20 protein-coding genes are annotated in these 19,400 nt (G+C 66.5%); 8 read left to right on the forward strand and 12 right to left on the reverse strand.

What is annotated here, in order from left to right; translation table 11 throughout:
- Nucleotide 1 precedes the first annotated feature (1 nt).
- On the forward strand, nucleotides 2-532 hold the full coding sequence (locus ACFSM0_RS04440) for an adenine phosphoribosyltransferase (RefSeq protein WP_377387949.1): 531 nt from the start codon (nucleotides 2-4) through the stop codon (nucleotides 530-532).
- Nucleotides 511-1,368 carry a DUF1444 domain-containing protein gene (locus ACFSM0_RS04445; protein ID WP_377387728.1) on the forward strand — a complete coding sequence of 286 codons (858 nt, stop codon included), beginning with the start codon at nucleotides 511-513 and terminating at the stop codon, nucleotides 1,366-1,368. The genes ACFSM0_RS04440 and ACFSM0_RS04445 overlap by 22 nt, the downstream gene beginning before the upstream one ends.
- A 228-nt stretch (nucleotides 1,369-1,596) precedes the next feature.
- Here ACFSM0_RS04445 and ACFSM0_RS04450 read toward each other — a convergent pair whose 3' ends face one another.
- The 4 genes from ACFSM0_RS04450 to thrC form a co-directional block, all read right to left on the reverse strand.
- Nucleotides 1,597-3,000: an FAD-binding oxidoreductase gene (locus tag ACFSM0_RS04450; protein WP_377387730.1), complete on the reverse strand. Its 1,404-nt coding sequence runs from the start codon at nucleotides 2,998-3,000 to the stop codon at nucleotides 1,597-1,599.
- Nucleotides 3,001-3,072: 72 nt separating this feature from the next.
- Nucleotides 3,073-3,657: a GNAT family N-acetyltransferase gene (locus ACFSM0_RS04455; RefSeq protein ID WP_377387732.1), complete on the reverse strand. Its 585-nt coding sequence runs from the start codon at nucleotides 3,655-3,657 to the stop codon at nucleotides 3,073-3,075.
- Nucleotides 3,657-4,916, reverse strand: a complete 1,260-nt coding sequence (locus ACFSM0_RS04460) for a M16 family metallopeptidase (protein WP_377387734.1) — start codon at nucleotides 4,914-4,916, stop codon at nucleotides 3,657-3,659. The genes ACFSM0_RS04455 and ACFSM0_RS04460 overlap by 1 nt, the downstream gene beginning before the upstream one ends.
- Nucleotides 4,913-6,304: a threonine synthase gene (gene thrC / locus ACFSM0_RS04465; RefSeq protein WP_377387736.1), complete on the reverse strand. Its 1,392-nt coding sequence runs from the start codon at nucleotides 6,302-6,304 to the stop codon at nucleotides 4,913-4,915. The genes ACFSM0_RS04460 and thrC overlap by 4 nt, the downstream gene beginning before the upstream one ends.
- Before the next feature lie 171 nt (nucleotides 6,305-6,475).
- Here thrC and tldD point away from each other — a divergent pair, with 171 nt between their 5' ends.
- The 6 genes from tldD to ACFSM0_RS04495 all read left to right on the forward strand — a co-directional run bounded on the left by tldD (nucleotide 6,476) and on the right by ACFSM0_RS04495 (nucleotide 14,457).
- Nucleotides 6,476-7,897: a metalloprotease TldD gene (tldD, locus tag ACFSM0_RS04470; protein WP_377387738.1), complete on the forward strand. Its 1,422-nt coding sequence runs from the start codon at nucleotides 6,476-6,478 to the stop codon at nucleotides 7,895-7,897.
- A gap of 248 nt (nucleotides 7,898-8,145) precedes the next feature.
- Nucleotides 8,146-9,294: a DNA-processing protein DprA gene (gene dprA, locus ACFSM0_RS04475; RefSeq protein ID WP_377387740.1), complete on the forward strand. Its 1,149-nt coding sequence runs from the start codon at nucleotides 8,146-8,148 to the stop codon at nucleotides 9,292-9,294.
- Nucleotides 9,295-9,443: 149 nt separating this feature from the next.
- On the forward strand, nucleotides 9,444-12,086 hold the full coding sequence (gene topA, locus ACFSM0_RS04480) for a type I DNA topoisomerase (RefSeq protein WP_377387742.1): 2,643 nt from the start codon (nucleotides 9,444-9,446) through the stop codon (nucleotides 12,084-12,086).
- Nucleotides 12,087-12,160: 74 nt separating this feature from the next.
- Nucleotides 12,161-12,862: a CoA transferase subunit A gene (locus ACFSM0_RS04485; protein WP_097069298.1), complete on the forward strand. Its 702-nt coding sequence runs from the start codon at nucleotides 12,161-12,163 to the stop codon at nucleotides 12,860-12,862.
- Entirely contained in the window at nucleotides 12,862-13,491 is a 630-nt protein-coding gene (locus ACFSM0_RS04490) for a 3-oxoacid CoA-transferase subunit B (RefSeq protein WP_377387951.1), read from the forward strand. The genes ACFSM0_RS04485 and ACFSM0_RS04490 overlap by 1 nt, the downstream gene beginning before the upstream one ends.
- A gap of 234 nt (nucleotides 13,492-13,725) precedes the next feature.
- On the forward strand, nucleotides 13,726-14,457 hold the full coding sequence (locus ACFSM0_RS04495; RefSeq protein WP_377387745.1) for an SDR family NAD(P)-dependent oxidoreductase: 732 nt from the start codon (nucleotides 13,726-13,728) through the stop codon (nucleotides 14,455-14,457).
- A 30-nt stretch (nucleotides 14,458-14,487) separates the two neighbouring features.
- Here the strand turns inward: ACFSM0_RS04495 and ACFSM0_RS04500 are convergent, their stop codons facing one another.
- The 8 genes from ACFSM0_RS04500 to ACFSM0_RS04535 form a co-directional block, all read right to left on the reverse strand.
- Nucleotides 14,488-15,273, reverse strand: a complete 786-nt coding sequence (locus ACFSM0_RS04500) for a crotonase/enoyl-CoA hydratase family protein (protein WP_377387747.1) — start codon at nucleotides 15,271-15,273, stop codon at nucleotides 14,488-14,490.
- A gap of 70 nt (nucleotides 15,274-15,343) precedes the next feature.
- The gene (locus tag ACFSM0_RS04505) at nucleotides 15,344-15,517 is read right to left on the reverse strand and encodes a DNA gyrase inhibitor YacG (protein ID WP_097069292.1); all 174 of its coding nucleotides are present in this window, start codon (nucleotides 15,515-15,517) and stop codon (nucleotides 15,344-15,346) included.
- Nucleotides 15,514-16,554 carry a ribonuclease E/G gene (locus ACFSM0_RS04510; RefSeq protein ID WP_377387749.1) on the reverse strand — a complete coding sequence of 347 codons (1,041 nt, stop codon included), beginning with the start codon at nucleotides 16,552-16,554 and terminating at the stop codon, nucleotides 15,514-15,516. The genes ACFSM0_RS04505 and ACFSM0_RS04510 overlap by 4 nt, the downstream gene beginning before the upstream one ends.
- Nucleotides 16,551-17,126, reverse strand: a complete 576-nt coding sequence (locus ACFSM0_RS04515) for a Maf family protein (protein ID WP_377387751.1) — start codon at nucleotides 17,124-17,126, stop codon at nucleotides 16,551-16,553. The genes ACFSM0_RS04510 and ACFSM0_RS04515 overlap by 4 nt, the downstream gene beginning before the upstream one ends.
- Entirely contained in the window at nucleotides 17,123-17,341 is a 219-nt protein-coding gene (infA, locus tag ACFSM0_RS04520; protein ID WP_055212580.1) for a translation initiation factor IF-1, read from the reverse strand. Before infA ends, ACFSM0_RS04515 begins: the two co-directional genes overlap by 4 nt.
- Before the next feature lie 82 nt (nucleotides 17,342-17,423).
- On the reverse strand, nucleotides 17,424-18,329 hold the full coding sequence (locus ACFSM0_RS04525) for a carbon-nitrogen hydrolase family protein (protein ID WP_377387754.1): 906 nt from the start codon (nucleotides 18,327-18,329) through the stop codon (nucleotides 17,424-17,426).
- Nucleotides 18,326-18,907 carry a GNAT family N-acetyltransferase gene (locus ACFSM0_RS04530; protein WP_377387756.1) on the reverse strand — a complete coding sequence of 194 codons (582 nt, stop codon included), beginning with the start codon at nucleotides 18,905-18,907 and terminating at the stop codon, nucleotides 18,326-18,328. Before ACFSM0_RS04530 ends, ACFSM0_RS04525 begins: the two co-directional genes overlap by 4 nt.
- Complete coding sequence (locus tag ACFSM0_RS04535; RefSeq protein WP_377387758.1) at nucleotides 18,907-19,314, reverse strand: ketosteroid isomerase-related protein; 408 nt, start codon at nucleotides 19,312-19,314, stop codon at nucleotides 18,907-18,909. The genes ACFSM0_RS04530 and ACFSM0_RS04535 overlap by 1 nt, the downstream gene beginning before the upstream one ends.
- Nucleotides 19,315-19,400 lie beyond the last annotated feature (86 nt).

The following is a 19,400-nucleotide window of genomic DNA, read 5'->3' on the forward strand; positions in this document are numbered from 1 at the left end:
GATGAAGACCGTCAAGGATTACATCCGCACCATCGCCGATTTCCCGCATGAGGGGATCATGTTCCGCGATGTCACCACGCTTTTTGCCGATGCGCGCGGCTTCCGCATGGCGATCGACCAGCTCCTGCACCCCTGGGCGGGCGAGCAGATCGACAAGATCGTCGGGCTTGAGGCGCGCGGCTTCATTCTGGGCGGCGCCATCGCGCACCAGCTCTCCAAGGGCTTCGTGCCGATCCGCAAAAAAGGCAAACTGCCGGGCCAGACCATCAGCCAAGCCTACAAGCTCGAATATGGCGAGGCGATCATGGAGATCCATGACGACGCGATCCGCCCCGGCGAGAAGGTGCTGATCGTCGACGACCTGCTGGCCACCGGCGGCACCTGCGGCGCGGCGATCCAGCTCATCGAGCGGCTCGGCGGCAATATCGTCGGCTGCTCCTTCATCGTCGATCTGCCGGAACTCGGCGGCCGCAAGCTCCTCGAAGGCCTCGGCATGGATGTGAACGTGCTGTGCGAATTCGAGGGCGCCTGAGCCTCGGGGGCGGGCTCGCGCTCGCCCTTTCGCTTGCCAGCGGGGCGGTGGCCGATATCGCCCGCCCGCAAAACCTCGATATGCTGCTCGTGGTGCTGCAAAACGCCGTGGCGGCAACGGGAGAGGCGACCGGGATCCGCCCCGATCCCAAGGCGCACAAGCTCTTTCTGACATGGAAAGGCACAGCGCTCGTTGCCGATCCGCACAACCTCTTCATGGCGATGCAGCGCGCGCTGAGCGATGCCGAGCGGCAGGAGATGCTCGACGCCTATCTTGCCGCGTTCGATGATATCATCGCGCTTGAAAGCGGTGCGCTCGATCCCGCGCGGCTGCTGCCGGTCCTGCGGCCGTCGAGCTTTGCCGAACATCTGCCCGAAGCGCGCGGGCTCGCGACCGAGCCCTGGATGGCGGGGCTCTCGATCTATCTGGTCGAAGATCGCGCCTCCAGCACCGCCTATGTCACCCCGGAGCGGCTCACCGGCGCCGGGCTCGACGTGGCGGCGGCCATAAACGCCGCGCGCGCCAATCTGGAACATCAGACGCCGCGGTTCGCGCCACTCGGGGCAAAGCGCTGGGGGCTTGTGCTCGACGGCATGTATGAAAGCTCGCTTCTGCTCGACAGCGAGCTTTGGCGCCGCGTCGCCGAGGATCAGGGGCCGCTCCTGATGGTGGCGCCCAGCCGCGACACAGTGGTGGTGGATGCCAGCGGCCGCCCCGAAGCGGTGCAGGAGCTGGCCGATTTCGCGCTCCGGACGGCGCGCGCGAATCCCTATCCGGTTTCCGAAAGCGTTTTTGCCTGGCAGCGCGACCATTGGCAGGTCGTGCGCGCCCCCTGAGCCCCCCTTTACGGGGGCCGTTTCCAGCCCTCACGGGACCGGCCTGGAATTTTCGGGAGAGTTAACGGCATTAATCTCTCCGTAACCCGAATCGCGCTACCCAGAACGGGCCCGATGGTTCTGCTGCTTGCAAACACGTGAACCAAAAGTGCAGCGCCCTGCCGCCCCCGGCGGGGCGCATCTCATTCAAGCCCTGTCATCGCAGCTTTTCGCAGCGGCGTTGCGGCCTCAGGCGGGCAGGATCACGCCGGGATTGAGAATGCCCTGCGGGTCGAGCGCCGTTTTCACCGCCCGCATCAATGTGAGCTTCGCCGGATCGGCGGTGCGGGCCAGCTCGCCCACCTTCAGCCGCCCGATGCCATGCTCCGCCGAGATCGAACCGTCGAAGCGCTCCACTACCAGCCGGTGCACCGCCTGCATCACCGCATGGCGCTCGCCGTCATAATCCGCACGCGCGCGCCCCTCGGCCGGGAAGGCGTTGAAATGCAGGTTGCCGTCGCCAACATGGCCAAAGCAGTTGATGCGGTAATCGCCCATCGCGGCGAGCATCGCCCCCGCCGCACGGATGAAGGCCGGGATCTCGGCCACCGGCACGGCGATGTCATGGCTCGAAATCGCGCCGATGCGGCGGTTCGCCAGCGGGATCGACTCGCGCATCTGCCACAGGCGCGCGCGCTGCGCCTGCGATTGCGCGATCACGGCATCGGAGACGCGCGCCCCCGCCGCCTCGTAAAGCGCGCCAAAGGCGGCCTCGGCCTCCATCCCCGCGGGCAGGCCCAATTCGATCAGCACCGACCAGTCGGGATCGGTGGGAAACGGCAAGGAAACCTCGGGCCCCACCGCGCGCAAAAAGGCAAGCCCCTGTCCCGAGATCAGCTCAAAAGCGCTCACGCAGCCCGCAAGCCGGGCCTGCGCGATCCCCAGAAGTTCGACCGCCGCCTCCGGCGAGGCAACGGCAAAAACCGCCGTGCCCTCCACCGCGGGCGGTTCCACAAGCTTCAGGCTCGCGGCGGTGATCACGCCAAGGCTGCCCTCGGCGCCAATCATCAGATCGCGCAGATCGTAACCGGTATTGTCCTTGGCAAGCCGCTTCAGCCCGTGCCAGATCGTGCCATCGGCCAGCACCACTTCGAGGCCAAGGCAGAGCGCGCGCGCATTGCCGTAGCGCAGCACATTCACGCCGCCCGCATTGGTGGCAAGGCAGCCGCCGATCTGGGCCGAGCCCTGCGAGGCCAGCGTGAGCGGAAAGCGCCGCCCCGCGGCCTCGGCATGGTCCTGCACCGCCTGCAGCGTCGCCCCCGCCTCGATCACGAGGCTCTGCGCATCCAGCGCGCGCAGGGCCGCCATCCGCTCGAGGCTGAGGAGCACCGGCGCCGGTCCCTCCGCCATCACCTGCCCGCCAACAAGCCCGGTGCCGCCGCCAAAGGGCACCACGCCCACGCGCGCACCATGACAGCAGGCCAGCAGCGCCGAAACCTGCGCGGTGGTTTCAGGGCGCGCCAGCACGCCCGCCTGCCCGCTCCAGCGCCCGCGCGGCTCTTCCAGATAGCGCGGCTCTGCCGGGCCCAGCCAGAGCCCGGGCACGGCCGCCCGCAAGGTACGAATGAACGCCTCATCAGCCGGATTGAGCATCGCTGTTCCTTCGACTTTGTCCAAATATCCCGGGGGGGGGGCGAAGCCGGGGGGCAGCGCCCCCCTCCGCGCTCAGCCGATATCGGTCCGGCCCCGCCGGTCTGCGCGCAGATTGGCGTAAAGCACATGGTTGCGCCAGCGCCCGTTGATCTGCAGATAGCTCTGCGCCACGCCCTCGTATTTGAACCCCGATTTCTCCAGCACGCCGCGCGAGGCGACGTTTTCGGGCAGGCAGGCGGCATCGATCCGGCTCAGATCCATCGGCCCGAACGCGTAATCCACCACCGCCGCAATCGCCTCGCGCATGTAGCCCTGCCGGGCAAAGCGCGCGCCCACCCAATAGCCCAGCGTGCCCGCCTGCGCCGGGCCGCGGCGGATATTGTCGAGCGTGATCGCGCCCAAAACCTCCCCCGTCGCGGTCTCGATCAGGAAAAACGGCAAGGCCGTGCCCGCCGCCTCGGCCCGCGCCGCCCAATAGACCCGGTTGGCAAAGGCCTTGCGGCTCAGATGGTCGGCCGACCAGGCCGGCTCCCATTGCGCCAGAAACTCCCGGCTCTCGGCCCGAAGCGCCGCCCAAGGGCGGTAATCCGCATGGATCGGCAGCCGCAGCGTCAGCCGTTCGGTCTCGACCAGAGGCTTGCGGCGGCGCAGAAACATCAGGCCGCAAGCCTCGCGCGCAAGGCCACGAGATCGGGGGCGCTTTCGGCGGGGCCGTAGAGCGCCAGCGCATTGCGGCCCTCGCCCACCATCCGCCGCGCATAATCGCGCACCGCCGCCACGCTCACCGCGTCGATCTGTGCGGAGACCTCGTCAAGCCCCGGCACACGCCCCCAGATCGCAAGGTTGCGCGCCATCCGTTCGGCGCGCGAAGACGGGCTTTCGAGCCCCATCAGCATCCCCGCCTTCATCTGCGCACGGGCACGGGCCACCTCCGTCTCGGTCATGTCGTCGGCGGCGCGCTTGAGTTCGTCAATCGTCAGCCCGCACAGATCGGCCACTTCCTCGCCCGAGGTGCCCGCGTAAATCGTCACCATGCCGGTATCGTCATAGGCGCCGGCCTGCGCGAAGATCGAATAACAAAGCCCCCGCTCCTCGCGGATTTTCTGGAACAGCCGCGAAGACATGCCGCCGCCCAGCGCCGTCGAATAGACCTGCGCGGTATAGAGATCCGCATCGCGGTAGCACGGCCCCTCGAAGGCGAGCGCAAAATGCACCTGCTCAAGATCTTTCAGCTCGCGCCGCTCCTGCCCGGACCAGCGGGCAAGCTGCACATCCGGCAGGCCGACGGGTTTGAGCGCGCCAAAGATCGCCTCGGCCTGTTTCACGATCGCGCCGTGATCAACCGCCCCCGCCGCCGAAAGGATCATCTGATCGGGGCCGTAATGCTCGGCCACAAACCGCGCGAGATCGGCGCGCCCGAAGCGCTCGATATTCTCGGAGGGGCCAAGGATCGTGCGCCCGATCGCCTGATCGGGGTAGGCGGCCTCCTGCAGCCAGTCAAAGATGATGTCATCGGGCGTGTCGAGCGCCTGACCGATCTCCTGCAAGATCACATGGCGTTCGACTTCCAGCTCGCGCGCATCGAACACCGGGTTGAGCACGATGTCGGAAATGACATCGAGCGCCAGCCCGACATCGGCGCCCAGCACACGGGCATAATAGGCCGTCGTCTCGCGCGAGGTATAGGCGTTGATATAGCCGCCCACATCCTCGATCGCCTCGGCGATCTGCAGCGCCGAGCGGGTTTTCGTGCCCTTGAAGGCCATGTGTTCGAGAAAATGGGCGATGCCATTTTGCTCAAAGCGTTCATGCCGGCCGCCGGCCTGCACCCAGATGCCCACCGAAGCGGAAGCCAGGCCCGGCATGCGCTCGGTGACGATGCGCAGGCCGTTGGCGAGCGTGGTCAGTTCGATCATGCGCGCCGCTCCTGCCGGATCAGCGCCTCAAGGGCCGCCAGATCATTGGGCACGCGGGTCACACGCTCGTCACGTGCGAACAGATCCGCCATGCGTTCGGGCAGTGCCGGGCGAATGCCGGTGGCAGCCTCGACCGCATCGGGGAATTTCGCCGGGTGGGCAGTGGCGAGCGTGATCATCGGGGTGGGGGCGCTCAGATGCGCATGGCCCACCCGCACGCCCACGGCCGAATGCGGGCACAAAAGCTCGCCCGAGCGCGCCAGTTCGGCCCCGATGGTCTCGGAGGTTTCCGCCTCAGAGACACTGGCCGAGGCATAGATCTCGCGCAGCGCTTCCAGCGCGCCTTGAGACACGCTGAACCCGCCTTGCGTTTTCAGCTCTTCCATCAGTTGCGCCACCGCAGCCCCGTCCTTGCCATAGGCAAAGAACAGCGCGCGCTCGAAGTTCGAGGAGATCTGGATATCCATCGACGGCGAGATCGAGGGTTTCACCCCGTCCATGCGGTATTCGCCGGTCGTGAGGCAGCGGTGCAGAATGTCGTTTTGGTTCGTGGCGATGACGAGCCGCTCGATCGGCAGCCCCATCTCGCGCGCGATGAAACCCGCGAAAATGTCGCCAAAGTTCCCCGTCGGCACGGTAAAGCTGACCTTGCGTCCGGGCGCGCCCAGCGCCACGGCGGCGGTGAAGTAATAGACGACCTGCGCCAGCACCCGCGCCCAGTTGATCGAGTTCACCCCGGCAAGGCCGACCTCGTCGCGGAAGGCGAAGTCGTTGAACATGTCCTTGAGCCGGTTCTGGCAATCATCAAACGTGCCATCGAGGGCGAGCGCATGGACATTGGCCTCGGCGGGCGTCGTCATCTGGCGGCGCTGCACCTCCGACACGCGCCCATGCGGGAACAGGATGAAGACATCGACGTTTTCGAGCCCCTTGAAGGCCTCGATCGCCGCCGAGCCGGTGTCGCCCGAGGTGGCGCCGACGATGGTGATGCGCTTGCCCTCTTTTGCCAGCGCGATCTGGAACAGCTGCCCGATGATCTGCATGGCGAAATCCTTGAACGCCAGTGTCGGGCCGTGGAAGAGCTCAAGCAGGTGATGCCCCGGCGCAAGCTGCACCAGAGGCGCGCGCGCCACATGGCCAAAGCCCGCATAGGCGCGCGCAATCGCGCCGCGCAGTTCCGCCTCGGTGAAGGCCGCGCCGACGAAGGGCGACATCACGCGAAACGCCACCTCTTCATAGCTGCGCCCGGCCAGATCGGCGATTTCTCCGGGGCTCATCGCCGGCACCCATTCGGGCACATAAAGGCCGCCATCGCGGGCCAGCCCCGTCAACATCGCCTCGGCAAAGCTCAGAACCGGGGCCTGCCCCCGGGTGGAGATATAGCGCATCTGTCGCCCTTTTCTTGACTGCCGCGTGATACGCGAGAACGCGGGGACTGTCATCCCCAAGGATGCAAGGGAAATCGCCGCATTCCGCGCAATACTTCGTGCATTCGCGCGATCGCCTTTCCTTTCCGGCGCCCCGCCCCTATTTTTGCCCGATGCAATAAGGAGCCCGCCATGACCGAGGACCGTTTCGCCCCTTTCGAGACCCATGTCGATGAGGCGGCCGCGCTCACCGTCCTGCGCGCGGCCACCGCGGGCGCGGAAGATGGCGAGTTGTTCCTTGAGCGCCACCGCTCCGAGGCGATCGTCTTTGATGACGGGCGGGTGAAAACCGCCTCTTATGATGCCTCCGAGGGCTTTGGTCTGCGCGCGGTGAAGGGCGAGGTATCAGGCTTTGCCCATTCGACCGAGATCTCGGAGGCCGCGCTCAGGCGTGCGTCCGAGACGGCGCGGCTCGCGGTGGGCGATGGCGGCGGCGTGCTCGCCCCGCCCCCCTCGCGCACCAACCGGGCCCTTTACGGCGCCGCCGATCCGATGGGCGATGCCCCCTTTGGCGCAAAAATCACGCTGCTGCGCGAGATCGACGCTTTCACCCGCGATCTTGACCCGCGCGTGGTGCAGGTGACGGCCACGGTTGCGGCGAGCCTGCAGGAGGTGGTGATCCTGCGCCCCGAGGGCGGCATGGTGAGCGACATCCGCCCGATGGCGCGGCTCAACGTTTCGGTGATTGTCGAGCAAAACGGGCGCCGCGAGAGCGGCAGCCATGGCGGTGGCGGGCGGTTTGGCCTTGCGGGTCTGATCGAGCCGCATCACTGGCAAAAGACCGCGCGCGAGGCGCTGCGCATCGCGCTTGTGAACCTTGAGGCCGAACCCGCGCCCGCAGGCACGTTTGATGTGGTGCTTGGCCCCGGCTGGCCCGGCGTGATGCTGCATGAGGCGGTGGGCCACGGCCTTGAGGGTGATTTCAACCGCAAGAAAACCTCTGCCTTCACCGGGCTCATTGGCCAGCAGGTTGCCGCGAAGGGCGTGACGGTGCTCGATGACGGCACGATCCCGGACCGGCGCGGCTCGATTTCGGTCGATGACGAGGGCACGCCCTCCAACCGCACCGTGCTGATCGAGGACGGCATTCTCGTCGGCTACATGCAAGACCGCCAGAACGCCCGGCTGATGGGGGTTGCCCCCACCGGCAACGGGCGGCGCGAAAGCCATGCCCATCCGCCGATGCCGCGCATGACCAACACCTACATGCTCGGCGGCACGGCCGAACCCGCTGCGATTCTGGCCGATCTGAAAGACGGGATCTATGCCGTGGGCTTTGGTGGCGGCCAGGTGGATATCACCAACGGCAAGTTCGTGTTCAACTGCACCGAGGCTTACCGGGTGAAAAACGGCGTGATCGGCGCCCCGGTGAAAGGCGCGACGCTGGTGGGCGATGGCCCGGGCGCGATGAAAAAGATCCGCGCCATCGGCAATGACATGGCGCTTGACCCCGGCGTGGGCAATTGCGGCAAGGCGGGCCAATGGGTGCCGGTGGGCGTGGGCCAGCCGACCCTGCTCATTTCCGGGCTGACCGTGGGCGGCTCGGCCACCTGAGCCGCGCGCCCGGTTCCTGAACGCTTGAGAGGGGCGCCTCCTGCGCTTTCGCACGCGGCTCAGGGCGCTCAAAACCTGCGCGCTCTGCGGCGCTGGGGCCAAGCCTCTGAACGCGGGCCCTTGCGGGTGGCGCACAGGCGCAGGGTGTTGCGAAAATTTTTCACAACCTTGAGCGGAATCACCCCTCTGGTAACGATTTGTTAAGATTAACAGGCCAAATTGATCTTGCGAACGAGGCGGAGGGACGGATGAAAACAAGTTTGTTTTCTTACCCCACCCCCTTCACCCCACCCACCACGGAAGAAGACGAGCTCTCGTTTCTCCGCCTCGCTCGCTCCCGTCGCGTCGGCGCGACGACCTTCTTCCGTCTCCTTGCAGAACATGGCAGTGCCGCGGCCGCACTGGACGCGCTGCCGCGTGTGGCCGAGGCCGCGGGCGCCGCGCACTACCAGCCCTGCCCGCGCGGCGTGGCCGAGGCCGAGCGCGCCGCCGGGCGGCGCGCGGGGGCGCGGCTGCTCTTGCCCGGTGCGCCGGGGTATCCGGGCGACCTGCTCTCTTTCTCCGATGCGCCCCCACTGCTTTGGGCGCTGGGCGACCCGGCGCTCCTCGCCCGCCCCCGGATCGCGCTCGTCGGCGCGCGCAATGCCTCTTCGCTCGGGCTGAGGATGGCGCGCCGCCTTGCCAGCGACATCGGTCAGGCGGGGTTCGCGGTTGTCTCCGGCCTCGCCCGGGGTATTGACGCCAGCGCGCATGAGGCCGCGCTCGAAACCGGCACGATTGCCGTGATGCCCGGCGGCATTGACGTGATCTACCCCCCCGAGAACAAGGAGCTGGCGGCCCGCATTGCCGCAAAAGGGCTGCGGCTGAGCGAGTTGCCGCCCGGAATCGAGCCGCAGGCGCGCCATTTTCCGCAGCGCAACCGGATCATTGCCGCGCTCGCCCGCGCCACATTGGTGATCGAGGCGGCGGCGCGCTCGGGCAGCCTGATCACCGCGCGGATGGCGCTTGATTACGGGCGCGAGGTGATGGCCGTGCCCGGTCACCCGATGGATGCCCGCGCGGGCGGCTGCAACATGCTGATCCGCGATGGTGCCACGCTGATCCGGGGCGCCGAAGACGTTTTTGCCGCGCTCGGCATGGTTGCCCCGCCGCGCCCGCTGCCCGAAAAAGCGCCCCCTGCCCCCCTGCCCGCGCCCTCTGCCGCCCCCATGGGCGCCGCACCGCCAAGCGAGTTGCGGGCGCGCCTGCTCGCCCTGCTCGGGCCCGCGCCGACGCCCGAAGATGCGGTGATCCGCGATCTTGGCACCGATGCCGCCACGCTCTCCCGCACGCTGCTTGCGCTGGAAATCGAGGGCACGGTGACGCGCCATCCGGGCGGGCTTTTGAGCCGCGCCTGAACCGCGCCCCGCCCCCCGTCCCGGCAAAACCCTGCCGCCGCATTGTGTTGCGCCGCGCGAGGGGCGCGAAATCATCGCGGATTGACATTCCCCCCAAACGCCCCGCATGGTCCGCCCCCACATGGGTTGCGCGTGATTGAGAGGAAGTCATGGCTGTTGTCGTTGTTGAATCTCCTGCCAAAGCCAAGACGATCAACAAATATCTCGGCGCCGATTACACCGTTCTGGCGTCCTTTGGCCATGTGCGCGACCTGCCGCCCAAGGATGGTTCGGTCGACCCCGAGCAAGATTTCGAGATGAAATGGGAGGTCGCCTCCGACTCGAAAAAGCACATCCGCGCCATTGCCGAGGCCCTGGCCGACGATGACGAACTGATCCTCGCCACTGACCCTGATCGCGAGGGGGAGGCGATTTCGTGGCACCTGCAAGAGGCGCTGGCCTCAAAGCTGAAAAAGAAGAAGGTCAGCCGCGTCACCTTCAACGCGATCACCAAATCGGCGATCACCGAGGCGATGAAGGCGCCGCGCCAGGTCGATCAGGCGCTGGTCGAGGCCTATCTGGCGCGCCGCGCGCTCGACTATCTTGTCGGCTTCAACCTCTCGCCGGTGCTGTGGCGCAAGCTGCCGGGCGCAAAATCGGCGGGGCGCGTGCAATCGGTCTGCCTGCGGCTCATCGTCGAGCGCGAGATGGAGATCGAGGCGTTCCGCGCCCGCGAATACTGGAGCGTGACGGCAGAGCTGACCACGCCGCGCGGGCAAAGTTTTTCGGCCCGGCTCACGGTGCTTGGCGGCAAGAAGCTCGACAAGTTCGACCTTGCCACCGCAACCGATGCCGAACTGGCGGTGCAGGCTGTCACCTCGCGCGATCTGATCGTCAAATCGGTTGAGGCGAAGCCCGCTTCGCGCAACCCCTATCCGCCCTTCATGACCTCGACCCTGCAACAGGAGGCGAGCCGCAAGTTCGGCATGGGGGCCAAGGCCTGCATGTCGGCGGCGCAACGGCTCTACGAGGCCGGTCACATCACCTATATGCGGACCGACGGCATCGACATGGCGCCCGAGGCCGTGATGGCCGCGCGCGACGAGATCAAGCGCCGGTTTGGCGAGAATTACGTTCCCGCGAGCCCGCGGATGTACAAGAACAAGGCGAAGAACGCGCAGGAAGCGCACGAGTGCATTCGCCCCACCGACATGAGCACCAGCCCCGACAAGCTCAAGCTCGCCGATGATCAGGGAAAGCTCTACGACCTGATCTGGAAGCGCACGCTGGCAAGCCAGATGGCGGCGGCGGTGATGGAGCGCACCACGGTGGATGTGGGCTCGCGCGATGGCGAGGTGGAGCTGCGCGCGACCGGGCAGGTTGTCACCTTTGACGGCTTTCTGAAGATCTACGATCAGGGCCGCGATGACGACGAGGGCGAAGACGGCGCGCGGCTGCCGCAGATCATGCAGGGCGAGGCGGCAAAGAAGGGGCAGATCACCCCCGAGCAGCATTTCACCCAGCCGCCGCCGCGCTACACCGAGGCGACGCTCGTGAAGCGCATGGAAGAGCTTGGCATCGGCCGCCCCTCCACCTATGCCTCGATCCTCACCACGATTGTTGACCGTGGCTATGTGCGCAAGGACAAGAACCGTCTGATCCCGGAAGATACCGGGCGGCTCGTGACAGCGTTCCTGACGAACTACTTCCGCCGTTATGTCGAATACGATTTCACCGCCGACATGGAGACGGAGCTTGATGACATCTCCGCCGGTGATCGCCATTACAAGGAAGTGCTTGCGCGCTTCTGGCGGGATTTCTCGGCGGCCCTGGGCGAAACCGCCGATCTGCGCATCGGCGAAGTGCTCGACAAGATCGACGAGGTGCTCTCGCCGCATCTCTACCCGCCCCGCCCCGATGGTTCGGACCCGCGCATCTGCCCGATCTGCGGCGCGGGGCGGCTGCATCTGAAAACCGCGCGCTCGGGCGGCGCCTTCATCGGCTGCGGCAACTATCCCGAATGCCGCTACACGCGGCCCCTCTCGGCGCCCGGAGATGACGAGAGCGCCGCGCTCGACGGCAAGGTGCTTGGCGAGGACGAGGGCGTGCCGGTCACGCTGCGGATCGGTCGCTTTGGCCCCTATGTGCAAAAGGGCGAGGCGACGGAAGAGCAACCGAAGCCCCCCCGCGCGAGCCTGCCGAAAGGCTGGTCCCCTGAAAGCATCGACCTGGAGCGCGCGCTCACGCTGCTCTCGCTGCCGCGCCAGATCGGGCCGCACCCGGAAGATGGCGAACCCGTCGAGGCGGCCATCGGGCGGTTCGGGCCTTATGTGAAACACGGCAAGACCTATGCGAACCTGCCCGATGTGGAAGAGGTCTTCACCATCGGCATGAACCGCGCGGTCGAGGTGCTGGCGCAAAAGCTTGCACGCGGTCCGGGCCGCGGCGGCGCGAGCGCGCAACCGCTCAAGGAACTGGGCGAGCACCCCGACGGCGGGCCGGTGCAGGTGATGCCGGGCCGCTACGGGCCTTACGTCAAATGGGGCAAGGTGAATGCGACCCTGCCCAAGGATCTCGACCCCGAAACGGTGACACTTGAGGCCGCCCTGCCGCTTCTTGAGGCGAAAGCCACCAAAGGCGGCAAGAAGGCAGCGCCGAAAAAGGCTGCGGCCAAGAAAGCGCCCGCCAAAGCGGCCTCTGCCGAGAAAAAGCCCGCCGCAAAAAAGGCCGCGCCGAAAAAAGCCGCCCCCAAGAAGGCGCCGGCCAAGAAGGCCGCCAAGCCTGATGCGGACGAGAGCCTGACGGAAGACTGAGCGCCGCAACGCGGCAATTGACTTGCGCCCCGGCCTTCGCCACAAATTCCCTTAGGGAATTCGGGGAGGCATTGATGAACAAGATCTACGGCTCGGCGGCGGAGGCCCTCGACGGGCTTTTGTTCGACGGCATGACGCTGGCGGCGGGGGGGTTTGGCCTGTGCGGCATCCCCGAGCTTTGCATCGACGCGCTGGTGGCGAGCGGGGTGAAGGAGATCACCATCGCCTCGAACAATTGCGGCGTGGATGGTTTCGGGCTCGGCAAGCTTCTCGACACGCGGCAGATCAAGAAGATGATCTCGTCTTACGTGGGCGAGAATGCCGAGTTCATGCGCCAATACCTTTCGGGCGAGCTTGAGCTTGAATTCAACCCGCAGGGCACGCTGGCAGAGCGGATGCGCGCGGGTGGCTGCGGCATTCCGGGCTTTTACACCAAAACCGGCGTGGGCACCGTGGTGGCCGAGGGCAAGGAGCACAAGGAATTCGACGGCGAGACCTATATTCTCGAACGTGCGATCCTCGCCGATGTCTCGATCGTCAAGGCGTGGAAGGCCGATCCCTCGGGGAATGCGGTGTTCCGCAAGACCGCGCGCAACTTCAACCCGCCAGCCGCGATGTGCGGGAAGGTCTGCGTGATGGAGGTGGAGGAGATCGTGCCCTTGGGCAGCCTTGATCCCGACCACATCCACCTGCCCGGCATCTATGTGCACCGCCTTGTTCAGGGCACGCACGAGAAGCGCATCGAGCAACGCACCACGCGCAAACGGGAGGGCTGATCATGTGGGATCGCAACCAGATGGCGGCGCGGGCCGCCAAAGAGCTGCAAGACGGCACCTATGTGAACCTCGGCATCGGCATCCCGACCCTGGTGCCGAACTTCATCCCCGAGGGCGTCACGGTCACGCTGCAATCGGAAAACGGCATGCTCGGCATGGGCCCCTTCCCCTATGAGGGCGAGGAAGACCCGGACCTGATCAACGCCGGCAAGCAGACCATCACCGAACTGCCGCAGACCGCCTATTTCGACAGCGCCACAAGCTTTGGCATGATCCGCGGCGGCAAGATCGCGATGGCGATCCTGGGCGCGATGGAAGTGAGCGAAGAGGGCGATCTGGCAAACTGGATGATCCCGGGCAAGCTCGTGAAGGGCATGGGCGGCGCGATGGATCTTGTGGCCGGCGTCAAGCGCGTGGTGGTGGTGATGGATCACACCAACAAGCATGGCGACTCGAAGGTGCTGCACCGCTGCACGCTGCCGCTCACCGGCAAGGCGGTGGTGAACCGGATCATCTCCAACATGGGCGTGATGGATGTGGTGCCGGGCGGGCTCAAGATCGTCGAGCTGGCCGAGGGCGTGAGCGAGGCGGAGTTGCGCGCCGCGACCGAGGCCACGATCGTCGACTGAGCCAGATGTCAAAGCGCCACAAAGCCCCGCGCGGCGCCGTGCGGGGCTTTGTGCTGCGCGCCCTTGCCCCACGCCAGGGCATGCGCCGCGGCGCCATGGATCACAAGGGCGGGGTGCGCGCATCCGCGCCATGTATCCGCGGCGCGCGCTCTGGCAGGAAGGGCGGGGGCGCTCCGATGCCGCGCTCCGCAACCGATTTTGTCCGCCGCCCGTATCTGAGGAGTGCGTGAACATATGCAAAACTGGATCGTTCTCGGGGCCACCTCCGGCATGGCCCGCCCCTTCCTGCGCCGCCTCGCGATTGACGGCGCCGCGCTGATCCTTGCCGGGCGCGACATGGCCGCGCTTGAGGCCCTCGCCAAGGAGTGCCATCTGCAGGGCGCGCCGAAGGTCGAGGTGATGGCGTTTGACATCCGTGAGGATGCCGCCTTCCCGGCTCTGGTGGCAAAACTCGCCGCCATCGAGGGCGTGCTGAACCTCGCCTGTTTTGTCGGCGCGATGCCGGAGCAATCTGCCATCGACGCCGATCCGGCGCTGATCGACGCGGTGGTGCGCGACAATTTCACCGGCCCGGCCAAGCTTCTCACCCTGCTTGCCCCGGTGTTCGAGGCGCGCGGCGCGGGCTGCATCGTCGGCGTGGGCTCGGTGGCGGGGGATCGCGGGCGCGTTGGCAATTATGTCTACGGCGCCGCAAAGGCGGGCTTTGCCACCTACCTGTCGGGGCTGCGCAACCGGCTTGCGCGCAAGGGCGTGCATGTGATGACGGTGAAGCCCGGCCCGGTGGAGACGCGCATGACGGCGGGCAAGAAGCTGCCCTTCATGGCGCGCCCCGAGACCGTGGCGGAAGACATCATGGGCGGCATCGCGCGCGGCGCCAACGTCGTCTACACCGCGAAGATCTGGTATTTCCTCATGGCCGTGATCCGCGCGATCCCGGAGCCGATCTTCAAGAAGCTCTCGATCTGAAGCGAAAGGGCGCGGCCCGGGCGGCGCCCCTCACCCAAACTTCGGCGCGCGGCCCTGCATATTGGCGGCAATCACCTCCATCTGGTCGGGCTTGCCGATCAGATCGGTCTGCTCGCGGCTCTCGCGCTCCAGCACCTCATCTGCGGGCGCGGTATAGGCAACCTCGATCAGCCGTTTGACCGCGCGCACCGCAGAAGGAGACTTGCCCGCGATCACGCCCGCAAGCTCCACCGCGCGCGCCAGCGGGTCGGCGGCGATCTCGGTCACAAGCCCGATCCGCAGCGCCTCTTCTGCCGTCACCTCTTCGGCAGTCCAGGTGATGCGGCGCAGCACATCGGCCCGCACCAACTCGGGCAGCGTCACCATCCCGCCCATATCGGGCACAAGGCCCCATTTCATCTCCATCACGGCAAGCTTCGTGCCCGGCGCGGCAATGCGCAGGTCTGCCCCCGCCGCGAGTTGCAGCCCCGCGCCGAAGGCCACACCATGAAGTGCGGCGATCACCGGCACCGGCAGCGCGCGCCACGCAAGCGAAAACTGCTGGAACCGGTTCGCGGCGCCATGGCTGCGCGGCATGATCAGCCCCTCGGGATCGCCGAGCGCGAGCGACGAAAAATTTGCCACATCAAGCCCGGCGCAAAAGGCCCGCCCCTCGCCCGACAGCACAACCGCGCGCAGGCTCGCATCGGCGGCCAAGTCCTCGGCCACGGCAATCACCGCGTCGATCATTTCGAAATCGACGGCATTCATCTTTTCGGGGCGATTGAGGCGCACCTGCGCCACGCCCCCCGCCCTTGTCACGCTAACCCGGCTCATCCGATCCTCCCTTTGCCCCATCCAAGCACAGGCGCGGGCCAAACGCGCGTGTGACGTGGCGAAACGGGGCTCAGTGAATCGGCGGCTCCGGGCGCTCGGCGGCGCGGTCTTCTTCCTCGAGCGCCTCGCCCGGGATCACATAGGAGCCATTGAGCCAGCGCGCGAGGTCGATATCGGCGCAGCGTTTGCAGCAGAACGGGCGGTATTTCGGATCCGATTCCTTGCCGCAGATCGGGCAGCTCATACCGCCCCCCCGATCAGCGTGGCAAGCGCCACCCGGTCGCGCTTGCGCACCAGCTCATACATGCCCAGGGGCGTCCAGCCGGCAAGGCTCGTTTCTGCCGCCTCGCCCTTGAAAGCGGTGCGCAGCTGCTGTTCCAGCGCGACACGGTCTTTTTTCGGCATCGGCGCAAAATCAACGACAACCTGACCGCCCAGCCCCCGCAGCCGAAGCTGGCGCGGCAGATCGCGCGCCGCGGCGATATTGGCCTTGAGGCTGGCCGCAGGCGAGGTATCGGCGCCGGTGTTCACATCAACCGCAATCAGCGCCCGCGTCGGCTCGATCATCATGTGCCCACCGCCGGACAGCGCCACGCGCGGGCTCAGCACCTCGTCAATCGCTTCGAGCACGCCATGCGGCCCAAAGCCATCGACCACCTCATCGGGCGCGGGCTCGGCCCAGTCGCGCCAGGCCTCTTCATGGGGCGTGGGCGCGTCGACCAACAGCTCCGGCGTGCCCTCGGTATCGGCAAGCACGGCCTCGGCCAGATCGCGCAGACCGGCAAGATCTTCGACAATCTCGCCCTCTTCCGCGCCCTCGCAGGCCGAACGCAGGATGAGCCCCATCTCGGAGCCCTCCATCACCACGCCCGCAAGCGCCTGAAGGCCCTCGCGCAGATCTTCGTCGCGGATGCGGCGCGAGACATTGAGCCCCGGCGCACCCGGCGTGACGATGCCGTAGCGGCCCTTGAACAAGAGCCGCAGCGTGACCGGGAGCGCCTTGCCCGGTTCGGTGCCACCCGACACCTGACAGAGCACCGATTGCCCCGGCGAAAGCCCCTTTGCTTCGCGCAAAAAGCCCTTTTCACCGCCCGGCAGCGCGACGAACACGCCGCCCTGCCCCTTCATCTGCCGTTCGACCCGCGCCCGGCAAATGGCCCCGGGCGCCAGCGCCGCGGCGGCGGAGGCGTCAACGATCAGATCCTCAAGGCGGCCATCCACCATCAGCGCGGCGGCCTCGAGCCCCTTCACCTCGCCCAGAACAACGATCCGGCCCTTCATGCACTCTCTCCTGCGGTGATCCCCGCAGCCTGCAGGAGCGTGGCGGTTTCGGCAAGCGGCAGGCCCACAACGCCGGTGAACGAGCCCTGAATCCATGGAATAAAGGCCCCGGCGCGGCCCTGAATCGCATAGCCGCCCGCCTTGCCCTGCCATTCGCCCGAGGCGAGATAGCCGTTCACATCGGCATTGGAGAGCGGACGAAAGCGCACGACAGTATCCACCAGCCGCTCGCGCAGCCCGGCCGTGGTGCGCACGGCCACCGCGGTCATCACATGGTGGCGCCGACCGGAGAGCAGCCAGAGAAACTCGGCCGCCTCCTTTTCATCGGCGGGCTTGCCAAGAATGCGCCGCCCGCAGGTCACGGTCGTGTCGGCGCTCAGCACCACCTCATCGGCGGCGCAGGGCAGCGCAGCCGCCTTTTCGCGCGCCATACGCGCAACATAATCGCGCGCGGGCTCTCCGCGTTGGGGCGTTTCGTCAATGTCGGGGGCGCGCACCTCGGCGGGTTCCAGCCCCAGCTGGGCCAGAAGCTCGCGCCGACGGGGGCTGGCCGATCCGAGGATCAGCCTCACTTGAAGCGGTAGTTGATGCGACCCTTGGTGAGGTCGTAGGTGTTCATTTCCACCTGAACCCGGTCGCCTGCAAGAACACGGATGCGGTTTTTACGCATCTTGCCTGCCATATGCGCGATGATCTCATGGCCGTTTTCCAGCTCGACCTTGAACGTCGCGTTCGGCAGGAGTTCCTTCACGACGCCGGGGAATTCGAGCATTTCTTCCTTGGCCATGGTCACTCCGATTGGGATACCCGCGCCAATTCCGCGGGCGCGCGATACATGCGCCCGGATCGCGCAAAATTCAAGCGCTATGTCAAGGCTTGCGGGGGGATTCCGGCTCAAGCCCGACATGTGCCGTTTGCATGGCCTGCTCACCCCAGTGCCGGAAGGTCAGCACCTCGCCATCGGTGCGCGCGGTTTCGACCTTTTCGAGGTCGACCTTGGCCACCACCCAGCCGGGGGTGTCATAGGCGCCCTCGGCAATCACCCCGGTTTCGCACCAGTTCACATCCGGGGGCGCGTAAAGCGCGGCGGCACCATGATTTTCCTCGACCGCGGGGCACCAGCGCGCCTCTCCGACCACAACCGCCTGCACCGTGACACACTGGTTTTCCAGCGCGCGCGCCTGTGCGCCCACGCGCACCCGATGGTAGCCTGCGCGGGTGTCGGTGCAGCTCGGGACAAGCAGCAAAACCGCCCCCGCCTCGCAAACGGCGCGGGCCAGAAGCGGAAATTCACTGTCGTAACAGATCAGGATCGCGAGCCGGCCAAAGCCCGTGTCGAAAAGGCGCAGCCCGTCGCTGCCGCCATCAATGCGCCAGTCATCGCGCTCGAACCGGGTCATGATCGCCTTGTCCTGATGGCCGATCCGGCCTGCGGGGCCAAAAAGCGTTGCGCGGTTGCGCCGCGCCATGCCCTCGATCACCGGGCCCGACGGCGCGAGGATGTAGAGGCCGAACTCGATCGCCAGCCCCTCGAAGAGCCGCTCCATCGCGCCCGCATGCCGCGCCACCTCGGCCACCGAGTGATCCAGATCGCGCGCCACCTCCGCCCCGCCAAGCGAAGCAATTTCCATCGCGCCATATTCGGGAAATACCAGCAGATCGGCCCGCTTGAGCGCCCCCGCCTGCACCCAGGCGCGGATCTTCGCCTCATAGCTCGCCCAGTCCTCATGCCAGTCGAGCGGATAGGCGGCGGTCGCGATAGTGACCTGTTTCACAGATATTTCCCCCAAAATTGCAGTGCCTTCTCGGTTTGAGCGTCATTGCCCAGATCCGTCCAGCGAAAATGCGCAACAACGCCCGGCATCGGCGCATAGCCGCGCTTGCGCCAAAACCCGTCGAGCGGGCGGTAGGACGCGGGCTTGAGCGGATGATCCGAGGGCCGGATCACCGCACAAAAGGCGGAATACCGGCGCCCCAGCGCCCGGGCATGGGATTCGCGCGCCTCAAAGAAGGCATGCCCCACGCCTTGCCCGCGATAGGCGGGCAGCAAAACCGATTCGGCGCAGTAAAAGACCTGTTCGAGCGACAGATCCGTGGCCGCGAAGGGCGCGGCAAAATCATCGGCATGGTCTTCGAGCGGCGTGCCGGTGGCCGCCCCCACGAGCCGGGCGCCCTCGAAGGCGCCCACGACCAGGGCATTTTCGGAACTGCGATAGCTCTCGAGATAGCGGCGCTCATATTCGAGCGAGCCATCATAGATATAGGGCCAGTCACGGAACACGGCGATGCGCAACCGCGCCACATCCTCAAGCGCGGCATCCAGCGCGGCACCGGTGAGGACGCGCACCTCCATCAGCGCACCTGACGGATCCAGTCGGCGAGGTTGTAATAGGTGGTCACGCGCGCGATGCGCCCCTCACGCAGGGTGAAAAACGTGCCCGCCGGCAGGATGTAAACCTGCCCGCGCGCTTCCGGCAGCCCGTCATCGGTCTCGATATAGCTGCCGTGAACAACAAATTCAGCCGCGGCACGCGTGCCGGCATCATTGGCCATCACCACGATATCGGTGAGGGTCTCGCGATAGCAGCGGGTCATGTGGGCATTGAATTCGCGGAACTTTTCTACGCCGCGGCGAATATTGCCCTCATTGACATGGTGCTCGAAATCTTCCGTCACCAGCGCTTCCATGGCGCGCGTGTCGCCCCGGTTGAAAGCGTCGTAATAGGCCGAAATAGCGGCAAGGGCAGTGGCGCGGGGCATCGGAACCTCCTGATTTTGCGCCACATTGGCATGCTCCCCTGACCCCGTCAAACCTCGGAACCGGCAGGACGGAGGCAAAAACCGTC

This window comes from Rhodobacter lacus, assembly GCF_042683065.1.
In the GTDB taxonomy this organism is placed as follows: domain Bacteria; phylum Pseudomonadota; class Alphaproteobacteria; order Rhodobacterales; family Rhodobacteraceae; genus Rhodobacter; species Rhodobacter lacus.

Bases quoted from the DNA above. Each gene is read 5' to 3' on its own strand.
- topA (WP_377387742.1), top strand. From the start codon at position 9,444: ATGGCTGTTGTCGTTGTTGAATCTCCTGCCAAAGCCAAGACGATCAAC.
- ACFSM0_RS04530 (WP_377387756.1), bottom strand. From the start codon at position 18,907: ATGGAGGTGCGCGTCCTCACCGGTGCCGCGCTGGATGCCGCGCTTGAG.
- thrC (WP_377387736.1), bottom strand. From the start codon at position 6,304: ATGCGCTATATCTCCACCCGGGGGCAGGCCCCGGTTCTGAGCTTTGCC.
- dprA (WP_377387740.1), top strand. From the start codon at position 8,146: ATGAAAACAAGTTTGTTTTCTTACCCCACCCCCTTCACCCCACCCACC.
- ACFSM0_RS04440 (WP_377387949.1), top strand. From the start codon at position 2: ATGAAGACCGTCAAGGATTACATCCGCACCATCGCCGATTTCCCGCAT.
- ACFSM0_RS04450 (WP_377387730.1), bottom strand. From the start codon at position 3,000: ATGCTCAATCCGGCTGATGAGGCGTTCATTCGTACCTTGCGGGCGGCC.
- infA (WP_055212580.1), bottom strand. From the start codon at position 17,341: ATGGCCAAGGAAGAAATGCTCGAATTCCCCGGCGTCGTGAAGGAACTC.
- ACFSM0_RS04535 (WP_377387758.1), bottom strand. From the start codon at position 19,314: ATGCCCCGCGCCACTGCCCTTGCCGCTATTTCGGCCTATTACGACGCT.
- ACFSM0_RS04485 (WP_097069298.1), top strand. From the start codon at position 12,161: ATGAACAAGATCTACGGCTCGGCGGCGGAGGCCCTCGACGGGCTTTTG.
- ACFSM0_RS04460 (WP_377387734.1), bottom strand. From the start codon at position 4,916: ATGATCGAACTGACCACGCTCGCCAACGGCCTGCGCATCGTCACCGAG.
- ACFSM0_RS04505 (WP_097069292.1), bottom strand. From the start codon at position 15,517: ATGAGCTGCCCGATCTGCGGCAAGGAATCGGATCCGAAATACCGCCCG.
- ACFSM0_RS04455 (WP_377387732.1), bottom strand. From the start codon at position 3,657: ATGTTTCTGCGCCGCCGCAAGCCTCTGGTCGAGACCGAACGGCTGACG.
- ACFSM0_RS04500 (WP_377387747.1), bottom strand. From the start codon at position 15,273: ATGAGCCGGGTTAGCGTGACAAGGGCGGGGGGCGTGGCGCAGGTGCGC.
- ACFSM0_RS04495 (WP_377387745.1), top strand. From the start codon at position 13,726: ATGCAAAACTGGATCGTTCTCGGGGCCACCTCCGGCATGGCCCGCCCC.
- tldD (WP_377387738.1), top strand. From the start codon at position 6,476: ATGACCGAGGACCGTTTCGCCCCTTTCGAGACCCATGTCGATGAGGCG.
- ACFSM0_RS04510 (WP_377387749.1), bottom strand. From the start codon at position 16,554: ATGAAGGGCCGGATCGTTGTTCTGGGCGAGGTGAAGGGGCTCGAGGCC.